18 protein-coding genes and 1 other RNA gene are annotated in these 18,753 nt (G+C 61.3%); 11 read left to right on the top strand and 8 right to left on the bottom strand.

The window, feature by feature from the left end; all coding sequences use genetic code 11:
* The first annotated feature begins 110 nt into the window (after positions 1-110).
* From folD to GEV01_RS16000, 6 genes are all read left to right on the top strand, one after another.
* Positions 111-956 (top strand): bifunctional methylenetetrahydrofolate dehydrogenase/methenyltetrahydrofolate cyclohydrolase FolD, encoded by an 846-nt coding sequence (folD, locus tag GEV01_RS15975; RefSeq protein ID WP_152806207.1) that lies wholly within the window; start codon positions 111-113, stop codon positions 954-956.
* Between the two features lie 30 nt (positions 957-986).
* Positions 987-3,059: a M3 family metallopeptidase gene (locus tag GEV01_RS15980; protein ID WP_152806209.1), complete on the top strand. Its 2,073-nt coding sequence runs from the start codon at positions 987-989 to the stop codon at positions 3,057-3,059.
* Between the two features lie 2 nt (positions 3,060-3,061).
* The gene (locus GEV01_RS15985) at positions 3,062-3,664 is read left to right on the top strand and encodes a glutaredoxin family protein (RefSeq protein WP_152806212.1); all 603 of its coding nucleotides are present in this window, start codon (positions 3,062-3,064) and stop codon (positions 3,662-3,664) included.
* A gap of 115 nt (positions 3,665-3,779) precedes the next feature.
* Positions 3,780-4,205, top strand: coding sequence for a DNA polymerase III subunit chi (locus tag GEV01_RS15990; RefSeq protein ID WP_152806215.1), 426 nt, complete (start codon positions 3,780-3,782; stop codon positions 4,203-4,205).
* Positions 4,202-4,612 (top strand): hypothetical protein, encoded by a 411-nt coding sequence (locus GEV01_RS15995; protein WP_008451573.1) that lies wholly within the window; start codon positions 4,202-4,204, stop codon positions 4,610-4,612. The genes GEV01_RS15990 and GEV01_RS15995 overlap by 4 nt, the downstream gene beginning before the upstream one ends.
* A gap of 213 nt (positions 4,613-4,825) precedes the next feature.
* Positions 4,826-5,965 (top strand): branched-chain amino acid ABC transporter substrate-binding protein, encoded by a 1,140-nt coding sequence (locus GEV01_RS16000; protein ID WP_152806218.1) that lies wholly within the window; start codon positions 4,826-4,828, stop codon positions 5,963-5,965.
* A 64-nt stretch (positions 5,966-6,029) separates the two neighbouring features.
* Here GEV01_RS16000 and GEV01_RS16005 read toward each other — a convergent pair whose 3' ends face one another.
* Positions 6,030-6,350, bottom strand: coding sequence for a c-type cytochrome (locus GEV01_RS16005; RefSeq protein WP_070269230.1), 321 nt, complete (start codon positions 6,348-6,350; stop codon positions 6,030-6,032).
* A 162-nt stretch (positions 6,351-6,512) separates the two neighbouring features.
* Between GEV01_RS16005 and GEV01_RS16010 the strand changes: the two genes are divergently transcribed.
* Positions 6,513-6,734, top strand: a complete 222-nt coding sequence (locus GEV01_RS16010) for a TIGR04438 family Trp-rich protein (protein ID WP_008451576.1) — start codon at positions 6,513-6,515, stop codon at positions 6,732-6,734.
* A gap of 93 nt (positions 6,735-6,827) precedes the next feature.
* On the opposite strand, the gene ilvD is transcribed toward GEV01_RS16010, so the two are convergent.
* Positions 6,828-8,690 carry a dihydroxy-acid dehydratase gene (ilvD, locus tag GEV01_RS16015; RefSeq protein ID WP_070269229.1) on the bottom strand — a complete coding sequence of 621 codons (1,863 nt, stop codon included), beginning with the start codon at positions 8,688-8,690 and terminating at the stop codon, positions 6,828-6,830.
* Positions 8,691-8,836: 146 nt separating this feature from the next.
* On the opposite strand from ilvD, the gene GEV01_RS16020 reads away from it, so the two are divergent.
* From GEV01_RS16020 to GEV01_RS16035, 4 genes are read left to right on the top strand one after another with little or no spacing between them, the layout of a single operon-like run.
* A complete protein-coding gene (locus tag GEV01_RS16020) occupies positions 8,837-9,733 on the top strand; it encodes a LysR family transcriptional regulator (RefSeq protein WP_152806221.1) in 897 nt (298 codons plus the stop codon).
* Positions 9,727-10,578: a prolipoprotein diacylglyceryl transferase gene (gene lgt / locus GEV01_RS16025; protein ID WP_152806223.1), complete on the top strand. Its 852-nt coding sequence runs from the start codon at positions 9,727-9,729 to the stop codon at positions 10,576-10,578. The genes GEV01_RS16020 and lgt overlap by 7 nt, the downstream gene beginning before the upstream one ends.
* Before the next feature lie 22 nt (positions 10,579-10,600).
* Complete coding sequence (locus GEV01_RS16030; protein ID WP_152806226.1) at positions 10,601-11,071, top strand: hypothetical protein; 471 nt, start codon at positions 10,601-10,603, stop codon at positions 11,069-11,071.
* Between the two features lies 1 nt (position 11,072).
* Positions 11,073-11,729 carry a Cap15 family cyclic dinucleotide receptor domain-containing protein gene (locus tag GEV01_RS16035; protein ID WP_152806229.1) on the top strand — a complete coding sequence of 219 codons (657 nt, stop codon included), beginning with the start codon at positions 11,073-11,075 and terminating at the stop codon, positions 11,727-11,729.
* Positions 11,730-11,749: 20 nt separating this feature from the next.
* On the opposite strand, the gene GEV01_RS16040 is transcribed toward GEV01_RS16035, so the two are convergent.
* From GEV01_RS16040 to GEV01_RS16065, 6 genes are all read right to left on the bottom strand, one after another.
* The gene (locus GEV01_RS16040) at positions 11,750-12,211 is read right to left on the bottom strand and encodes an EVE domain-containing protein (RefSeq protein WP_152806232.1); all 462 of its coding nucleotides are present in this window, start codon (positions 12,209-12,211) and stop codon (positions 11,750-11,752) included.
* Between the two features lie 64 nt (positions 12,212-12,275).
* A non-coding RNA gene (gene ssrS / locus GEV01_RS16045) (6S RNA) lies at positions 12,276-12,456 on the bottom strand.
* Between the two features lie 46 nt (positions 12,457-12,502).
* Positions 12,503-12,814 (bottom strand): cell division protein ZapA, encoded by a 312-nt coding sequence (locus tag GEV01_RS16050; protein WP_070269225.1) that lies wholly within the window; start codon positions 12,812-12,814, stop codon positions 12,503-12,505.
* Positions 12,811-13,053, bottom strand: a complete 243-nt coding sequence (locus tag GEV01_RS16055) for a hypothetical protein (protein WP_008451583.1) — start codon at positions 13,051-13,053, stop codon at positions 12,811-12,813. Before GEV01_RS16055 ends, GEV01_RS16050 begins: the two co-directional genes overlap by 4 nt.
* Positions 13,054-13,168: 115 nt before the next feature.
* Positions 13,169-16,003 carry a beta-galactosidase GalA gene (gene galA / locus GEV01_RS16060; protein ID WP_235914388.1) on the bottom strand — a complete coding sequence of 945 codons (2,835 nt, stop codon included), beginning with the start codon at positions 16,001-16,003 and terminating at the stop codon, positions 13,169-13,171.
* Between the two features lie 91 nt (positions 16,004-16,094).
* Complete coding sequence (locus GEV01_RS16065) at positions 16,095-18,680, bottom strand: TonB-dependent receptor (RefSeq protein WP_152806234.1); 2,586 nt, start codon at positions 18,678-18,680, stop codon at positions 16,095-16,097.
* Positions 18,681-18,753: the final 73 nt, after the last annotated feature.

Here is an 18,753-nt window from a genome sequence, read left to right on the forward strand (position 1 = left end):
ATCACCCCATGAAATTCTTGTGCGCCGCAGCATCACTAAACCACGGGAAACGAGGCGGAGTGCGCGCTGCGGCTTTATAATCCTGCTTTCCTCTCCAACCTGGTTAAATCATGCCTGCTCAACTGATCGACGGAATCGCCCTCTCCCAAAAACTGCGCGCGGAAATTGCTGCACGTGCTGCCGCCCTCACCGCACTAGGCAAACAGCCCGGCCTGGCCGTGATCATCGTCGGCGACGACCCGGCCAGCCATGTGTATGTGCGCAACAAGGTCAAGGCTTGCGAGGACGCCGGTTTCTATTCCTTGAAGGATCAGTACCCTGCCGACCTGAGCGAATCCGCCCTGCTGGAACGCATCGCCGCGCTGAACGCCGATCCGGCCATCCACGGCATCCTGGTGCAAATGCCGCTGCCTAAGCACATCGACCCGCACAAGGTCATCGAAGCGATCTCCACCAAGAAAGACGTGGACGGCTACTCGGTGCTGAGCGCCGGCGAGCTGATGGCCGGCCTGGACGGTTTCCGTCCTTGCACGCCGTACGGCTGCATGAAGCTGATCGAAAGCACCGGCGTCAACCTACGCGGCAAGCACGCGGTCGTCATCGGCCGCAGCAACACCGTCGGCAAGCCGATGGCGCTGCTGCTCTTGCAAGCCAACGCCACCGTCACCATCTGTCATAGTGCGACGCCGGACCTGGGCCTGTACACCCGCCAGGCCGACGTTGTTGTGGCTGCAACCGGCCGCCGCAATACGCTGACCGCTGATATGGTGAAGCCGGGCGCGATCGTCATCGACGTCGGCATCAACCGTGATGAAGCGGGCAAGCTGTGCGGCGACGTCGATTTCGCCGGCATCAAGGAAGTGGCTTCGCACATCACGCCGGTACCAGGCGGCGTGGGTCCGATGACCATCACCATGCTGCTGATGAACACCGTCGAAGCGGCCGAGCGCACTTAATACAACCGTATCGAACTTATTGGACTCAAGATGACTGACCAAAATCCCCTGCTGGACTTTAGCGGCCTGCCGCGTTTCGATGCGATCAAGCCCGAGCACGTCACCCCGGCCATCGATGAGCTGCTGGCCAAAAGCCGCGCCGTGGTCGAGCAACTGGAAGCGCCGTCCGAGCAAGTGACGTGGGATAACTTCGTCACCCCGCTGGAAAACGCCACCGAGCTGCTGGGCCGCGCATGGGGCATCGTCAGTCATCTGAACAATGTGGTCGATACGCCCGAGCTGCGCGCCACCTACAACGACAACCAGCCGAAAGTGACCGAGTTCTGGACCGCGCTGGCCCAGAACGAGGCGCTGTTCGGCAAGTACAAGGCGCTGCGCGCATCGGCCGGCTTCGACAGCCTGTCGCCGGCCCGCAAGCGCATCATCGACAACGCCGTGCGCGATTTCCGCATGGGCGGCGCCGAACTGCCTGCCGATAAAAAAGAACGCTTTGCCGACATCCAGGAAGAACACGCGTCGGTCTCGACCCGCTTCTCCGAAAACGTGCTCGACGCCACCAACGACTTCAAGCTGCTGGTGGCCGACGAGGCCGACCTGGCTGGCCTGCCCGCCGACGTGAAAGCCGCCGCGCGCGCCGCCGCCGAAAAGGAAAACAAGCAAGGCTACGAATTCTCGCTGCACTTCCCGTCCTACTTCCCTATCCTGCAATTCGCCGACAAGCGCGAGCTGCGTGAGACCATCTACCGCGCCAACGCCACCAAGGCTTCCGAGCAGGGCGAAGTGTTCAGCAAGAAGGAAGACTGGGACAACACGCAAAACATCGTCACGCTGCTCAAGCTGCGCGACGAGGAAGCCAAACTGCTGGGCTATAAAAACTTCGCCGAAGTCTCGCTGGTGCCGAAGATGGCGCAGTCGCCGGACCAGGTGATCGCCTTCCTCGAAGACCTGGCCAAGCGTGCCCGTCCGTTCGCCGAGCAGGACCTGGCCGAGCTGAAAAAATTCGCACTGGAAGAACTGGGCATCGAAGAACTGAAAGCCTGGGACATTCCCTACGCATCCGAAAAACTGCAGGAGCGCCGCTACGCCTTCTCCGCGCAGGAAGTGAAGCAGTACTTCCCTGAACACAAAGTGGTCGACGGCCTGTTCCGTTTGATCCAGAACCTGTTCACCGTCGAGATCAAACCGGACGACGCGCCGGTATGGCACAAGGATGTGCGCTTCTTCCGCATCGAGCGCAACGGCAAGCTGATCGGCCAGTTCTACCTGGACCTGTACGCGCGCGCCGGCAAAAGCGGCGGCGCCTGGATGGACGACGCCCGCGGCCGCCGCGCCGAGGAAGAGAAAGTACAAACCCCGGTCGCCTACCTGACCTGCAACTTCACCGAGCCAGCAGTGGCAGACGGCGTGGTGCAGCCATCGCTGTTCACGCACGATGAAGTGATCACGCTGTTCCACGAATTCGGCCACGGCCTGCACCACATGCTGACGCAGGTGGATGAGCTGGGTGTCTCCGGCATCTCCGGCGTCGAATGGGATGCGGTGGAACTGCCGTCGCAATTCATGGAGAACTTCTGCTGGGAATGGGAAGTGCTCGAACACATGACCTCGCACGTGACCACAGGCGAACCGCTGCCGCGCGCGCTGTACGACAAGATGCTGGCCGCGAAGAATTTCCAGTCCGGCCTGCAGACGCTGCGCCAGGTCGAGTTCTCGCTGCTGGACATGCACCTGCACTACGACTACGACGCCAGCACCGGCAAGACCGTGCAGCAAGTGATCGACGAGGTGCGCGCCAAGTTCGCGCTGATCGTGCCGCCTGCATTCAACCGCTTCCAGAACTCCTTCGGCCACATCTTCGCCGGCGGCTACGCGGCCGGCTACTACAGCTACAAGTGGGCCGAGGTGCTGTCCGCCGATGCCTACGCCGCGTTCGAAGAAGCCAAGGCCCTGGGCCCGGACGCCACCACCGCCACCGGCAAGCGCTACCTGCAGGAGATCCTGTCGGTAGGCGGCTCGCGTCCTGCGCTGGAATCGTTCACGGCCTTCCGAGGCCGCGAGCCCAGCATCGACGCGTTGCTGCGTCACAGCGGCATGGCGGCCTGATCATGAAGCGGCTGGCCATGCTCACCGTTGCGCTGCTGTGCTTCGGCACGGCCAGCGCCCAGGTGTACAAGTGGGTCGACGACAAGGGTGTCACCCACTACAGCGACCAGCCGCCACCGCCATCCACGCCGTCCAAAACAAAAGTCGAAGTGAAATCGTTTTCCACCGGCGGAGCTTCGGTGGAGTTGCCGCAGGAACTGGCCGACGCCGTACGCAACCGCCCGGTCACGCTCTACACTACGGCGCAGTGCGATGGTTGCAGCAACGGCCGCGCAATGCTGATGGCGCGCGGTATTCCCTTCCATGAAAAAACCATTACCTCGGTGGACGATCAGTTGGCGCTGAAGAAGGCCGGAGGCAATGGTCAGCTGCCATTGTTGCTGGTGGGTCGCAGCAAACTGACCGGCTTCGAACAGAACAGCTGGGACGTGTTGCTGAGCGACGCAGGCTATCCGCTGGAGAAACGTCTGCCGCCGAATTACCAGTACCCTGCGCCGGTTTCCGCCGCACCGCCACCACCACCAGTGCCCGAAGCGCCGCGCCCGGTGGAGGAACTGCCTAAGCCCCTGCCGCCGGTCAACGCGCCGCCCGGTTTCCAATTCTAAAATTCGCACGCGGTAGCAACATCGGTGCCAGCGGCAAAAATAATTTTCGAATAAACTGGAATCTCGCAGCGGCTTGCTGCGCGCATTCCTCCTCTACAGAACAGATCAAACAGCTATGACACGCATCGATTTCCACACCAACGTGCCGGACAAGATCGCCTATGCCTGCCGCCTCGTGCGCAAGGCCAGCGCGGCCAACACGCGCGTGGTACTGATGGCAGACGATGAGGCGCAACTGGCGGAACTTAACACGGCGATGTGGACATTTTCCGCTGTGGACTTCCTGCCCCACGTGCTCGCCGGCGATGCGCTCGCCGCGCACACGCCAATCATTCTTACCGACAACGATGAGGCGGAATTACCACACAAAGAATTATTGATAAATTTGTCGCGCCGCGCGCCTTCCGGGGTCGCGCAATTCGAGCGCATGATCGAAGTAATTTCCTCCGACGAGGATGATGCGGCTGCAGGCCGCAAGCGCTACGTCGCATACAAGCAGCAAGACTATCCACTTACCCACTTTGTCACAGGAAAATCATGAGCCAAGCCCAATCGTTTGACGCCAGTATCCCTGTCTTGACGGAAGTCCTGAAGGCCGAGCCCCTGGGCGATGAACTGCTGCCCGGCGAAGCGGCTAACGGCGCCCGTTCCATCCTGTCCAAGCGCGCCGAGATGGCGGCCGATCTGGAAGCCGACGCCATCGACAACTGGGGCGATGCGGAATGGGCGATGATGGAGCATCGCCTGTCCGAGCGCATCATGCACCAGCTGCAGTCGCGCGTGGACTTCGTGCTGGAGCAGCGCATCAAGGACTGCATGGCCGAAGTACTGACCCATGCCTTGCATGGCCTGACCAACGAAATCCGTATCGGCCTGCACGACACCATCGAGAAAATCGTCGCCCGCGCCGTCTCGCAAGAGCTGACGCATCTGCAAGCCAAAAAGTAAGAATTTCCCACCCGGTCCGTTCCCACTTCTGGTGCACGGACCGCCCCCTCCCAGCGCAGCGCGCATCAAAACCGGGAAATGCCACTTAAAAGTGCGAAACCCTGCGAATCTCCCTTTGCGTTAAGAATAATTTGTTGTACCTTTTGGCCTTGCAGAAAAAATTCTGCGGCGCTCACGAGACACCGTCGCTTATTCAACCATTGGAGAATGCATATGCTGTTCAAGACCAAATTCATTCCACTCGCCATCGCCCTGGCTTTTGCTGGCAGCGCCGGCGCGCAAGAAGTGATCAAGATCGGCCACGTGGCGCCGGTTTCCGGTCCATCCGCGCACCTTGGCAAGGACAATGAAAACGGCGCCAAAATGGCCGTCGAAGAATTGAACGCCAAAGGCATCAAGATCGGCGGCAAGCCGGTCAAATTCGTGCTCGTGCTGGAAGACGACGGCGGCGATCCGAAACAGGGTACGGCCGTTGCACAGAAACTGGTCGACGCCAAAGTCAACGGCGTGATCGGCCACCTGAACTCGGGCACCACCATCCCAGCCTCGAAGATTTACTTCGACGCCGGCATCCCGGAAATTTCGCCAGCCACCACCCAGACCAAATATACGCAACAAGGTTTCAACTCGGCCTTCCGCGTGGTCGCCAACGACGCCAAGCTGGGCGGCACGCTGGGCGCTTACGCCGTCAACAAGATGGGCGTGAAGAAGATCGCCGTCATCGACGACCGTACCTCCTACGGCCAGGGCGTAGCTGAAGAGTTCGTCAAGGGCGCCAAGAAGGCGATGCCTGGCGTGCAAATCGTCGGCAAGGAATTCACCACCGACAAGGCCACCGACTTCAACGCCATCCTGACCACCATCAAGGCCAAGAATCCCGACGTCATCTTCTTCGGCGGCATGGACTCGGTAGGCGGCCCGCTGCTGCGCCAGATGAAGGCGCTGGGCATCAAGGCCAAGTACATGGGCGGCGACGGCCTGTGCACCGAATCGCTGCCTAAGCTGGCTGGCGAAACCGCGGTACCGGTCGTCACCTGCGCGGAAGCCGGCGGTGTGCCGCCTGAGCTGCAAAAGAATATGGACGATTTCCACGCCCGCTACAAGAAGAAGTACAACATGGACGTGCAACTGTACGCGCCATACGTGTACGACTCGGTCATGACCATGGCTGCCGCCATGCAGCAGGCGAACTCGGCAGAGCCTGCCAAGTACCTGCCAGTGCTGCAGAAGATCAAGTACCAGGGCGTTACCGGCCTGATCGAGTTCGATGCCAAGGGCGACATCAAGGATGGCTCGCTGACGCTGTACAACTACAACAACGGCACCAAGACCATCACTTCGGTCATCAAGTAAGTTTCAGCTGTACCAATGAAAAACGCGCCGATGGCGCGTTTTTTTTATGCGGCTAAAGCAAGGCTCATTTCTGCGCCAGCACCCATTTCACCAGGGTTTTCGCTTCGGCTTCGCTCACTTGCGGATTGGCAGGCATAGGGATCGCGCCCCAGGCGCCGGTGCCGCCCTTGATCACTTTCGTCACCAGCTTGGCTTCCGCATCTTTCTGGCCGGCGTATTTGGCGGCGACATCCTTGTAGGCAGGACCAACCAGCTTGGTGCTCACGGCGTGGCAAGCCAGGCAGTTCTTCGCTTTCGCCAGGTCCATACCCGCGTCGGCCATAGCCGATTGCGATGCGAATGCCGAAGCCACCACCATACCAACCATCATCAAATTGCGTTTCATTGTCTTCTCCAGGTAAGTGCTACTCAAATCTGCCAACAATTCTACCGTGTTTTCCCAGTGAACAATAAACGCCATACCGCTTATGCTCGTTGACCGATAATAGAATATTGCTGCACGTAAAACCGTTTTCTTTGTAAGATGAGGTAACTGGAGGAGAACGTCATGCCTATGATTTTGCTAATCCTCGCCCTGTGCGGGCTGCGTTATTTCGAAGTGTGGAAGTTCGCCCTACTGTCCTGGTGGTGGATTATCGGGCTGATGGTGTTCGCCTTCGTGTGGTTCGAGTTCCTGGAGCCGATGCTGGGCCTGGACAAGCGCAAGGCCCACGACGAAGATGAAAAGCGCCGCAAGGCGCGCGTGAAGCAGAATTTCGACAAGAAATAGCGGCCCGTCATTCCCGCGAAAGCGGGAATCCATAGAGCGCCAAGCATGGATGCTCAGCATGGATTCCCGCCTGCGCGGGAATGACAGCTGACCTTAGCGCTTGATCTGCGACAGATCGCGCACGGCGCCACGGTCGGCCGACGTGGTCAGCGCCGCGTAGGCTTGCAGCGCCTGCGACACATAACGCTGACGGTTCACCGGCTTCCAGGCCGCCGAGCCCTTGGCCTCCATCGCCGCGCGACGCGCAGCCAGGTCTGCATCGCTGATGCGCAGGCTGATGGTGCGGTTAGGGATATCGATATCGATCATATCGCCCTCTTCCACCAAGCCGATCGCACCGCCCTCCGCCGCTTCCGGCGAAGCATGGCCAATCACCAGCCCCGACGAACCGCCCGAGAAGCGCCCATCGGTCAGCAGCGCGCAAGCCTTGCCCAGGCCCTTGGACTTGATGTACGAAGTCGGATACAGCATCTCCTGCATGCCCGGCCCACCCTTCGGACCTTCGTAGCGGATGATGACCACATCTCCCTCATGCACCGTATCGCCCAGGATGCCCTCAACCGCCGCATCCTGGCTTTCGAATACGCGCGCCTTGCCGCTGAATTTCAAAATGCTTTCATCCACGCCCGCAGTCTTCACGATGCAGCCGTTCTCCGCCAGGTTGCCGTACAAGACAGCCAGACCGCCATCCTGCGAATAGGCGTGCGCCTTGTCGCGGATGCAGCCCGTGCTGCGGTCGGTATCCAGCGCGTCGTAGCGTTCCGATTGCGAGAACGCCACCTGCGTCGGCACACCGCCAGGCGCGGCGCGGAACAGCTGGTGCACGGCCGGATCGTCGCTGCGCTTGATGTCGTTGCGTTCGATCGCATCGCCCAGCGTCGGCGCGTGGATGGTCGGCAGCGAGGTATCCAGCAAACCGGCGCGCGCCAGCTCACCCAGGATCGCCACGATGCCGCCTGCGCGGTGCACGTCTTCGATGTGGTACTTGTCAGTCATCGGCGCGACCTTGCACAGGCATGGCACTTTGCGCGAGATGCGGTCGATGTCCTTCATGTCGAAGTCCACTTCCGCCTCATGCGCGGCGGCCAGCAAGTGCAGCACGGTGTTGGTGGAACCGCCCATCGACACATCCAGCGCCATCGCATTTTCAAACGCGGCCTTGGTGGCGATGGAGCGCGGCAGCACCGAGTAATCGTCCTGCTCGTAGTGGCGCTTGGCCAGTTCGACGATCAGGCGGCCGGCGCGCAGGAACAGCTGCTCGCGGTCGGCGTGTGTGGCGACGATGGTGCCGTTGCCCGGCAGCGCCAGGCCCAGCGCCTCGGTCAGGCAGTTCATCGAATTCGCGGTGAACATGCCCGAGCACGAACCGCAGGTAGGACAGGCGGAACGCTCGATCTCGGCCACGTCGGCATCGCTGACCGATTGATCGCCGGCCTTGATCATGGCGTCGACCAGATCGAGCTTGATGATCTTCTGTTTGCCGTCGACCACCTTGATTACCTTGCCCGCTTCCATCGGGCCGCCGGAGATGAACACCACCGGAATGTTGAGGCGCATCGCGGCCATCAGCATGCCCGGCGTGATCTTGTCGCAGTTGGAGATGCAGACCATGGCATCGGCGCAGTGCGCGTTGACCATGTACTCGACCGAGTCCGCGATCAGGTCGCGCGACGGCAGCGAGTACAGCATGCCGCCGTGGCCCATGGCGATGCCATCATCGACCGCGATGGTGTTGAATTCCTTGGCCACGCCGCCGGCCTTTTCGATCTCGCGCGCCACCAGCTGGCCCAGGTCCTTCAGGTGCACGTGGCCGGGCACGAACTGCGTGAAGGAGTTCACCACGGCGACGATAGGCTTGTCGAAATCGCCGTCCTTCATGCCGGTCGCGCGCCACAGGGCGCGGGCGCCGGCCATGTTGCGGCCGTGGGTGGTGGTGCGGGAACGGTATTGCGGCATGATGATTCTCCAATGATAAAGGCGGGCTTAAGACCGCTGGCTTAGTATGAGAGATTGCCTTCCCCCTGCCCCGGTGTCAAATATAGTATTTTCGACTCTGTGAGTCGTATAAAATATCACTGAGACAAATTTCAATAGTAAACAATATGAATCTGGAACTGCGGCAATTGCGCTATTTCGTCACCGTCGCCGAGGAACTCCACTTCGGCAAGGCGGCGCTGCGCCTGCACATGACGCAGCCGCCCTTGTCGCAAACGATACAGGCACTGGAAGAGCTGCTGGGCGCCGCGCTGTTCGAGCGCAACCGGCGCGGCGTGGCGCTGACGCCGGCCGGCGCCGCCCTGCTGCCGGAAGCGCGCCGTATGCTGGCGCAATCGCTGGAACTGCCGCAGCTGGTGCAGCGCGCCGCCACCGGCGAAGTCGGGCGGCTGACGCTGGCCTTCGTCTCGTCGGCCGACTACAGCGTGCTGCCGCCCTTCCTGCGCGCCTACCGCGCCGCCTGGCCGCAGGTGCAGATCACGCTGCAGGAAGCCACCTCCGACCTGCAACTGGACGACCTGCTGCACAACCGCATCGACGCCGGCCTGCTGATCCCGCCGCTGCCGGACAAGGCCAAGCTGGAACTGGACTATCTGCCGGTGCTGAGCGAGCCGCTGGTGGTGGCGCTGCCGGCCGGCCTGGTGAAGAAGAAAGGCAGGCTGGCATTGGCTTCCCTGCCCAAGCTACCGCTGATCATCTTCCCGCGCGCGATCTCGCCGGCGCTGTACGACGCCATCCTGTCGGTGTTCCGCGAGGCCGGCATCACGCCGGAGATAGGCCAGCAGGCGATACAGATGCAGACCATCGTCAGCCTGGTATCGGCGGGCATGGGGATGGCGCTGGTGCCGCAGTCCGTGTCCAACCTGATGCGGCCCGGGGTAGAATACCGGGCGCTGCGCGACGCCACGCCGCTGGTCGAAACCGGCCTGGCCTGGCGACGCGACAATGCCTCGCCGGTACTGCGCGGCTTTTTGGAATTATTAAGGAAGAACACCCTATGCTGATACACCCGATGCCCGATCCAATCGCCCTGCAACTGGGGCCGGTGGCGATCCACTGGTACGGATTGATGTACGTCCTCGCCTTCGCCATGTTCATCGCGCTGGGCCGCGTGCGCATCAAGCAGCCGCACATCGCCGCGCAGGGCTGGAAGAAGGAAGACCTGGACGACATGCTGTTCTACGGCATGCTGGGCGTGGTGATCGGCGGGCGCATGGGCGAGGTGCTGTTCTACCGTCCCGGCTACTTCTTCGCCAATCCGATCGAGATCCTCAAGGTCTGGCATGGCGGCATGTCCTTCCACGGCGGCTTCCTCGGCGTGCTGATCGCGATGGCCGTGTGGGCGCGCAAGAGCGGCCGCAATCTGCTGGACGTGTACGACTTCATCGCGCCGCTGGTGCCGCTGGGTTACGCCGCCGGACGCCTGGGCAACTTCATCAACGCCGAGCTGCCGGGCCGCGTGGTGAGCGATCAAACGCTGCCATGGGCGATGCTGTGGCCGGACACGAACTATCCGCTGTGGCCGAATCCCGTGTTCCTGCAAGGCTTGCGCCATCCATCGCCGTTGTATCAGCTGCTGATCGATGGCCTGCTGGTGTTCGCGATCCTGTGGCTGTATGCGCGCAAGGAGCGCCCACGCCTGGCGGTCGGCGCGACGTACACGCTGCTGTATGGCTGCGCGCGATTCTTCACCGAATACTTCCGCACGCCGGATTGGGAAACCACCGTGCTCGGCATGCCGATCACCTCGGGCCAGGTGCTGTCGCTGCCGATGGTCGCCGGCGCGCTGGCGATGCTGGCGTGGGCCTACACCGTCAAACAAAAAGGCCGCGCGCCCATCAAGGCCTGATCGTATTAAAGTTGGTGGTGAAATGAACCATCAGATAGAAAACTGGGTAGCAAGAATTTTCTCCGACCTCAGCAAGGAAAAAGTCCCGGATTTTTCCGGCTTGGGTCTGCTGTTTTATCGCCCCGGTTTTCTACTGCCATCGGTATCACTGGCTCCCGATGTTTCGTCATTGGACTTGCCAACCAAAAATGTCCGCCAAAGCGCCGAGCTATTGCATCAGATATGTCGGCGCGTGTCGCCATTCCATGATGGCTTCCATTTGGTGAATGCCGATAGCCTTGCGATCACTCACGTCTGCCAGTTTCTCTCGCCGCCAGTACCTGATCAAAGTCATCCGATAGCGAACAGCCAGCCCATCGGCGCGCGATTCATGGCAGCATATCTCTGTTCAATGCTGCCGTCAGTCGCAGCCGCAGCCACCCTCAGCAAGCACACCGGGGGCACTCTTTTCATTCGGGGAACAACGCGTAAGATCTCGCCGCCGGAAAGCTAAAATGCTCAGCATCGGAACAAATGCCGACCACCTCAAGAAATTCATTTATCTGACGGTGGTCTTGTTTTTGTTATGCCTCTTTCTGAGCTGGGCGGTGACCGGCTTTGCAGAAACAAGGGAAATCGTCAGCCACATTCCAGCAGCCATCTCCGGCACGCTACTGGCCTGTATCGCGATCATAAAATGGGGATGGAAACTGCGCCCCTTTCCTTGGATCTTAGGCGTGCCTGTGCTGGAAGGGACATGGACGGGGCATCTGGAATCCGACTGGGAACGGGGTCGGGACAATGTGCAACAACAGCCTCCAATTGTCTTCTCGATCCGCCAAGACCTGCTATCCCTGACAGTTTTAAGCTTTACGCGGGACCGACATGGCGTCTCCTACGCAGCGCAATTGATTACCAACGACGCCGCCCAGATTAAACGACTGGTCTATCTATACTCACTGAACGAAGCATTTCGCGCGGGAGAAGGTACGCAGCAAGGGGCCGCGGAGATTCAAATTGGAGGCAAGCACACACTTGAAATGCGTGGCGAATACTGGACCAACACAAAAACCCGCGGAAGGGTGATATTGACACGGCGCTCACCGCTGATCAGTGGTTCGTTCGAGGAGGCATGCGAACGCTGGCCGCTAGCGACCTGGAAGAATTTCTAACAGTGAGGCCATAGCCTGCGCTAATTTTTCAGCAGCTTGACGATGGCGGCCCACTGCGCCGCCGTCACCGGCGTGATCGACAGGCGGCTGCCTTTTTGCAGCACCACCATGTCCTCCAGCGCCGGTATCGTGCGCATCTCCGCCAGCGGCAGCAAGCGCGTTTTCTGCGTGCCGCGCACATCGACCGAAATCCAGCGCGGCTGTTCCTGCGTGGCCTTGGGGTCGTAGTACTTGCTGTCCTTGTCGAACTGAGTGGCGTCGGGATACGGCCCGCCCACCACTTTCGCCAGCCCGGCGATGCCGGGTTCCGGACAGCTGGAGTGGTAGAACAGCACGCCGTCGCCATCCTGCATACCATCGCGCATGAAGTTGCGGGCCTGGTAGTTGCGCACGCCGAACCACGGCGTGGTCTGATCGGGCGAAGCCATCACATCGTCGATGCTGACTTCATCGGGCTCGGATTTCATCAACCAATATTGCATGGATTTTCTCCAGACGAAAAAAAGCGGCTGCGCACTCACATGCTTGCAACCGCTTCTTTATATGATAGGCCCCGCCTGTGCCGTCTTTGCCGGCATCCCGAACCAAACGGTTCAAGGTGGTCACAGTTAGTTCAATTTCGGGTTCATCGGACTAGCGACGCTCACGCCCATCGAACAAAATTCCGCAACCGGTGCACATAAATGGTTCAAGGAATATATGGCAATCGCGAACACCGCAGGGTGAAACGAAGTTTACTCTTTTGTCCGCCGCAAAGGAAGGAGTTTAGCGAATTAAAACAGGGTTTCTTGCGGCGTCAGCGCGCTGTCGAGTACTTTGTGCATGGCGCTGATCTTGGTCTGCACTTCCAGTATAGACATGTCCGACAGCGGCCCCACCGGCGATTTCACCGACAGGAACTCCGCCGCCATGCCCAGCGCAGCCATCACGGCGATGCGGTCGTTGCCCTTGACCTTGCCGGCATCGCGGATCGCGGTCATCTTCTTGTCCAGGAAAGCAGCGGCCTCGCGCAGCGCGCGCTCCTCGCCTTCCTTGACGACCAGTCGATACGGCGAACCCATGATGGTCACATCCAGCTGTATCATCGTGCATCCTCGTTTTCAGGCTGTTCTTCCTGTTCGGCGTCGCCGTCGAGCGCAGGGATTTTCTCCAGCAAGGCTTCCACCCGGCCGGCCGCTTCACTCAGCTTGCGCTGATAGCTCATGTTCTCGATCACCAGGGCGGCATTCGCCTGGCGCAGTTGGGCATTTTCCCGGCGCAGGGCCTGGGTCATCTCGGCCAGCTGGTCGATTTTGTCGGATAGTTCTTCGAATTCTGAAATCATCCCGCCACTATAGGCAGCGCGCGTTACGCCGTCAACAGAATCGCACGCTTGCCCGCATATTTGGCGGGCAAGCGCGTGATTTATTTCCTTGCCGTCAACGCGTTGACGAGAATTGCTATTTTGCCAGCAAGCGTGGCGCAATACTCACATGGCCTTCGATGCCGCTGGTTTTCCCATCCTCCGCTTCGATGAGGACATTGATCTCGCGCTGTCCGGCACCAGCCGGCAGCGTCAGCTCAAACGCTGCCGGCGAGTAGCTTTCCTTCCTGCCGATCAACTGTCCATTCAGCCAGACCTCGGCCTTGCCGCGCACGCTGGCGAAACGAATCACACCGCTGCCATCGGCCAGGTTCTTGCGCGGCGTGAAGCTGGCGCGGTACAGATGATATTTCGCAGCGGCCGGCGCGATCATCGGCGGCGAACCCCAGCCCCAGGTGTTCATATCGAAGCTGGCCAGCTGCTGATTGGGATCCGGCCGCTGGGCGGTGTCCGGCGCGATGCGCCAGCTGCGCACCAGCGTCAGCGGCGCCTCGGCCGATTCCACGTAAGGCTGCGCCGGAACCGCCCTCACTGGAATATCGATGCGCGCAGGCGCCAGCCCCGCCGCAGTGGCGGTCACGCTGATGGCCTCCGCGCTGTCGTAGCGGCTCTGCACGATCAGCTGCGCCAAGCCGTTGAACAGCCGGCGCGTCGCACCCTTCTCGTCCTCGTGCGAATTCGGATCGCCGTTGCCATGGCCGATGGAGCGGCCGCCGCCCGTCACCGCAAACGTCACCTGCGCATCGGCCAGCGGCACAGCGCGGCCCTGAGCATCCAGCGCGCGCACCGTGATCGGCATCGCATCGCGGCCGTCGCCGGCCAGTTGCGTGCGGTCGGGCGCCAGCTCCAGCGCGACTGCGGCGCCTGTGGTTTCCACCGCCGTGCGTGCGACCTCCTTGCCGCCGTTGTAGCCGATCGCCTCCAGCTTGCCCGGCGCGTAGGCGACGTTGAAGTTGTTCATGCGGTACTGGTCCACCTTCTGCTCGCCGAGCAGGCGGCCATTCAGCAGCAGCTGCACGCGCTCCACGTTGGCCATCACCATGACGCGAATCTCCTTGCCCTCGCTGCCGCTCCAGTTCCAATGCGGCGCGATGTGGATCAGCGGGCGGTCCTTGATCCACTGTACCTGATGGATGTAATAGGCGTTCTTCGGGAAGCCGTTCAGGTCCATGATGCCGAACACCGAACTGACAGAAGGCCATTCGTTGGGCGTAGGCTCGCCGCGATAATCGAAGCCGGTCCAGACGAAACCGCCCGCCACATAAGGCCGCGTGGCGATCGCCTGCCATGCGTCGCGGTGGGTATTGCCCCACTCCGCCGCATCGTCGTCGTAGCTGGCGATCAGGTTTTTCTCGCGCACGGTCTTGAACTCGCCGCGCGTCATGTAGGCCGAGGTGTCCTCCGAGCTGGTGAACGGCTTGTTCGGATTGGCCTTGTGATAGCGGTCGTAGTCCGGCACCTGGTAGTTGGAACCCACCACGTCCACTGCGTGCGACACGTTCAGCTCCGTCAGGAAGCCGCCGTTCATCGCCGCCGTCACCGGCCGCGTATCGTCCAACGCCTTCACGGCGGCCGACATACGGCGCACCATTTCGTAGCCCACTTCGGTGGCCTGCTCCGGCTCTTCATTGAACACCGACCACAGGATCACGCCCGGATGATGGCGATCGCGCTTGACCATCCACTCCAGCTGCTTCAAATAATCCGGCGAGGGATTGAAGTTGCGGTTCTCGTCCATGACTACAAAGCCCATGCGGTCCACCAGATCCAGCACCTCGGCCGCCGGCGCGTTATGCGAGAAACGGATCGCGTTCACGCCCAGCTCCTTCAAGCGCCGCAGGCGGTACTCCCACACCGAATCCGGTACTGCCACGCCAACACCCGCATGGTCCTGGTGGATGCACACGCCCTGCAGCTTCACATGCACGCCGTTCAGGAAGAAGCCCTGCGCCGCATCGAAGCGTATGGTGCGGAAGCCGGTATGCAGCGATACCTCGTCCAGCGCCTTGCCGTCCTGCAGAACGCGCGTCGTCACGCGATACAGATTGGTTTTCTCCAGCGACCACAATGCCGGGGCGGCGATGGCCAGCGGAACCTGCACCGTGCCCGCGCCCAGCGCCGCCACGCGCGCGGTGGTGCTCCTGCGCAGCACCTGCTTGCCGGCGGGGTCGAACAGCGTCACCTCCACCGTCACGCCACTGGCCTGCTTGCCGCTGTTGTTCAGCGTGACTTCGACGGGTATCGTCCACTGCGTGCCCTTGCCCGAAGGCGGCACAGGCGTGGCATGCACGCCGTCCGTGGCCACATGCACCGGATCGCGCTTGACCAGCCACGCATGGCGATACATGCCCGCGCCCTCGTACCACCAGCCCTCCATGGCCTCGGCATCGGCGCGGATGGCGATGGTGTTCATCGCATCGCCATAGCGCAGATAAGGCGTGATGTCGATATAGCTGGAGTTGTAGCCGGACCAGTTGCGGTTCACCACATTGCCGTTCACCCAAACGGTGGCGTGGGTGGCGATGGCGTCGAACTGCAATTCGAAATGGCGGCCACGATCTGCTGCGTCCACACGCAGATAGCGGCGATACCAGCCGATACCGCGCGGACGGTAGCCCTGCGACACGTTGGTATTGGGATCGAACGGACCTTCGACCGCCCAGTCATGCGGCAGGTCCAGGTGGCGCCAGTCGGAATCGTCGTACTCCGTGCCGGCTGCGCCGGCGGCATTGCCCGCCTTGGCGTTGCCGTAGGATTCGCCGTGTCCCTTGATCGGCGGCTGGACGATATCGCCCAGGTGGAACAGCCAGCCGCGATCCAGCGACAGCTTCTCGCGGCCCTGCGTCGCCGCATGGGCGGATACGCCGGCCACCAATAAAACCAGGGCGCCGCATAAACGTCGCCAGTTCATCGTCATCATTTTCAAGTCACGCTCCCGGATAAAAAAAACGGAACGGCGCCATCACGCACCGTTCCGCCAAACCACAATCGGAGGGCCGATGTCAGAACTTGTACGAGAGGCCCAGATTGAAGCGACGTCCAAACTCGGTCACTTCCTGCTGCTGCGGGATATTGGCGCTGGTGTAAACCACCTTCTGGTTGGTCAGGTTGTCGATGCCGAAGCGCACCTGCAACTGCTTGGTCAGTTGCTGCGCCACGTTCAACGTCAGATAAGTCTCGGCGCCGTTCTCTATCAACTGGCCCGCACCCCAGGTAGGGTTGCGCACAAACTTGCTGTGATAGTTGGCCGACGTACGCGCCTCGAAGCCGTTCTTCTCGTACCACAGCGTCACGCCGCCGTTGTGCTTCATCAGGCCCTCGATCGGGAACGGATTCGCAGTAGGGAAGCTCTCCTTGATGTCGCTGTTCGTGTACGAGTAATTACTCGAAACGCCGAAGCCGTTATCGAATGCCTGCTGGTAGATGAACTCCAGGCCGCGCACATTCCCGCCCTCGCCGTTGACCGAACGGGTGATCACCGCAGCGCGGCCATCGATAGTGGTGTTGTCGCTGACGATGCCGATGTAGCGCGTGATCTTTTTATAGAACGCGCCAGCCGACAGCAGCGAACCTTTGCCGAAGTACCACTGGTAGGCCAGGTCCACTTGATTGGCCATCATCGGCTTCAGTTGCGGATTGCCTGCGCTGCCGGTCAGCGGCATGGCCGGATTCGGATCGATGAAGATATTGCGCGAACCCCGCATCTCGTCCAGCGGCGCGCGCGACATCGCCCGCGCAACGCTGAAGCGGACCTGGTGTTCCTGTTTCTCATCCATGTTGAAAATCAGGTTCAGGCTAGGCAGGATCTCGGTGTAGCTGGTGCCGTCGGAAACCGCCGTCGGCGCCGCGTTATTCAGCGACTGCATGCCCTCGCCCGTCTGGGTGGTGTGCACCACACGCACGCCCACATTGCCGCGATAGGACTTGCCGCCCACGTCGCCCTCAAGGTCTCCCTGTGCATACACCGAAGAGCTGCGCTCCTTGACGCGCCAGCCGGACAGCAGGTCGTTCTGCGTCGGCACGCGGCCGGACGAATCGAAGGCCGAGGCGCCGAATGCTCTCTCCATGGTGCCCACGAAGTCCTTCAGCGCGATGAACGGCGCGGCCAGTCCGGCAACGGTGACGGTTTCATAGTCCGAGTTTGAGAGGGTGCCGTTCGTCGCGAGACGCGAAATATTCCACGTCGTCTGGTGATAGTCCTTCTCGCGGTCAGTGGCGCGCGCGCCGATTTTCAGCTTGTTGACCGGGCCCCACTCCACCGCGCGCGCAGCGCTCAGGTGCAGCGCGTTCAGGCTGTCGCGCAGATGGCCATCGGTATCGACGTACAAGGTGGCGGCACCGAAGTTGGCCGGATTGCCGGTATCCTGCCCGTAGGAGAACACCTGGCGCTCATCGCCGGTGAAGGAGAAGCTGACGGTGGCGCCGTTGTTGGAGACCTGGCGCAGGTCGCGCCACTGGCTGTCGCGGCCCGCGCGCGAGGTGGACAGGTCCGATTCGATCTTCCAGTCGCCGACATTGAATTTGCCGTTCACGCCAGTGGCGAAGGTGTCCATGTCCTGCGTCCACAGGGTATCGTTGGTGGTCAGGCCGACGCCGGTGACAGTGCCGCCGACCACATAGCCATTGCGGATATCCAGGTTGCTGTAGGCGGATTTCTGCCAGCCGTCCCAGTTACCGGTATCGCCGCTCCAGTGGGCGACGCCCGGCTCCTTGATCTTGGCCTGCGCGTAGTAGGCATCGCCGGTGATGATGGCGTCGCCGCTGGGCTTCCATTCCACCTTGCCCAATACGCTGGAGCGCTTGTCCTTGCCGCGCTTGGCGGAATCGCCCCAACCCCATGGAGTCTTGTCGATCTTGCCGTCGCCGTTCAAGTCGGCGGAGTGGTCCTCATTGAAGCCAAACTGCTTGACGTTCTTTTCAATCGAAGGCTGGTCCTGGTAGCTGAACGCCAGCGCGACGCCGAGCTTGCGGTTGTCGAACTGGTCGATGTAGACGCCGCCGACGCGAGGCGCAAGTTTGGTGGCGCCGGGGATATCGCGCGCCATCGCGTAGTACAGCGCGTCCGCTTTCAACGACACCTGGCGGCCGTTGTACTTCAGCGGCGAGACGGTTTGCAGGTCGATGGTGGTGGCCACGCCGCCTTCGACCAGTTCGGCCGATTGCGTTTTGTAGACCGTGGCGCCGCTCAGCGACTCGGACGGGAACTGCTCGAAGCGCACCGCGCGGTTAGGCTCGGACGACGCCAGTTCGCGGCCATTGAGCGTGGCGCCGATGAAGCGTGGTCCGAGGCCGCGCGCCACGACCTGGCTGGCGTTGCCGCGATCCAGGCCGGACGACATGCCCGGCAGCCGCGCCAGCGATTCGGCGATGGTGGTGTCAGGCAGCTTGCCGATGTCTTCCGACGAAACGACCTCCACGATGCTGTTCGAAGCTTCCTTGGCCGCCAGCGCATTGCGCACCGAGGCGCGAATGCCGGTGACGTTCACCTGCTGGATATCGCCAGCTGCTTCCTGGGCAAGCGCTTGTTGGACCAGCAATGGGGAGGTGAAAAGCGTGGCGATGAGCCAGCTCATTTTCTTGTGCTTCATTTGCATCTCCAGTGTTGTTTTGGTTTCGTCTCTGATTTACGGCTTGGACGAATGACTGGATGCTAACGAAATG

The sequence above is a fragment of the Rugamonas rivuli genome (assembly GCF_009380165.1).
In the GTDB taxonomy this organism is placed as follows: Bacteria; Pseudomonadota; Gammaproteobacteria; order Burkholderiales; family Burkholderiaceae_D; genus Rugamonas; species Rugamonas rivuli.

Bases quoted from the DNA above. Each gene is read 5' to 3' on its own strand.
- GEV01_RS15985 (WP_152806212.1), top strand. From the start codon at position 3,062: ATGAAGCGGCTGGCCATGCTCACCGTTGCGCTGCTGTGCTTCGGCACG.
- GEV01_RS15990 (WP_152806215.1), top strand. From the start codon at position 3,780: ATGACACGCATCGATTTCCACACCAACGTGCCGGACAAGATCGCCTAT.
- GEV01_RS16055 (WP_008451583.1), bottom strand. From the start codon at position 13,053: ATGATTTCAGAATTCGAAGAACTATCCGACAAAATCGACCAGCTGGCC.
- GEV01_RS16000 (WP_152806218.1), top strand. From the start codon at position 4,826: ATGCTGTTCAAGACCAAATTCATTCCACTCGCCATCGCCCTGGCTTTT.
- GEV01_RS15995 (WP_008451573.1), top strand. From the start codon at position 4,202: ATGAGCCAAGCCCAATCGTTTGACGCCAGTATCCCTGTCTTGACGGAA.
- folD (WP_152806207.1), top strand. From the start codon at position 111: ATGCCTGCTCAACTGATCGACGGAATCGCCCTCTCCCAAAAACTGCGC.
- GEV01_RS16050 (WP_070269225.1), bottom strand. From the start codon at position 12,814: ATGATACAGCTGGATGTGACCATCATGGGTTCGCCGTATCGACTGGTC.
- GEV01_RS16040 (WP_152806232.1), bottom strand. From the start codon at position 12,211: ATGCAATATTGGTTGATGAAATCCGAGCCCGATGAAGTCAGCATCGAC.
- ilvD (WP_070269229.1), bottom strand. From the start codon at position 8,690: ATGCCGCAATACCGTTCCCGCACCACCACCCACGGCCGCAACATGGCC.
- GEV01_RS16010 (WP_008451576.1), top strand. From the start codon at position 6,513: ATGCCTATGATTTTGCTAATCCTCGCCCTGTGCGGGCTGCGTTATTTC.
- galA (WP_235914388.1), bottom strand. From the start codon at position 16,003: ATGAACTGGCGACGTTTATGCGGCGCCCTGGTTTTATTGGTGGCCGGC.
- GEV01_RS16035 (WP_152806229.1), top strand. From the start codon at position 11,073: ATGCTCAGCATCGGAACAAATGCCGACCACCTCAAGAAATTCATTTAT.
- GEV01_RS16005 (WP_070269230.1), bottom strand. From the start codon at position 6,350: ATGAAACGCAATTTGATGATGGTTGGTATGGTGGTGGCTTCGGCATTC.
- GEV01_RS16065 (WP_152806234.1), bottom strand. From the start codon at position 18,680: ATGAAGCACAAGAAAATGAGCTGGCTCATCGCCACGCTTTTCACCTCC.
- GEV01_RS16030 (WP_152806226.1), top strand. From the start codon at position 10,601: ATGAACCATCAGATAGAAAACTGGGTAGCAAGAATTTTCTCCGACCTC.
- GEV01_RS15980 (WP_152806209.1), top strand. From the start codon at position 987: ATGACTGACCAAAATCCCCTGCTGGACTTTAGCGGCCTGCCGCGTTTC.
- GEV01_RS16020 (WP_152806221.1), top strand. From the start codon at position 8,837: ATGAATCTGGAACTGCGGCAATTGCGCTATTTCGTCACCGTCGCCGAG.
- lgt (WP_152806223.1), top strand. From the start codon at position 9,727: ATGCTGATACACCCGATGCCCGATCCAATCGCCCTGCAACTGGGGCCG.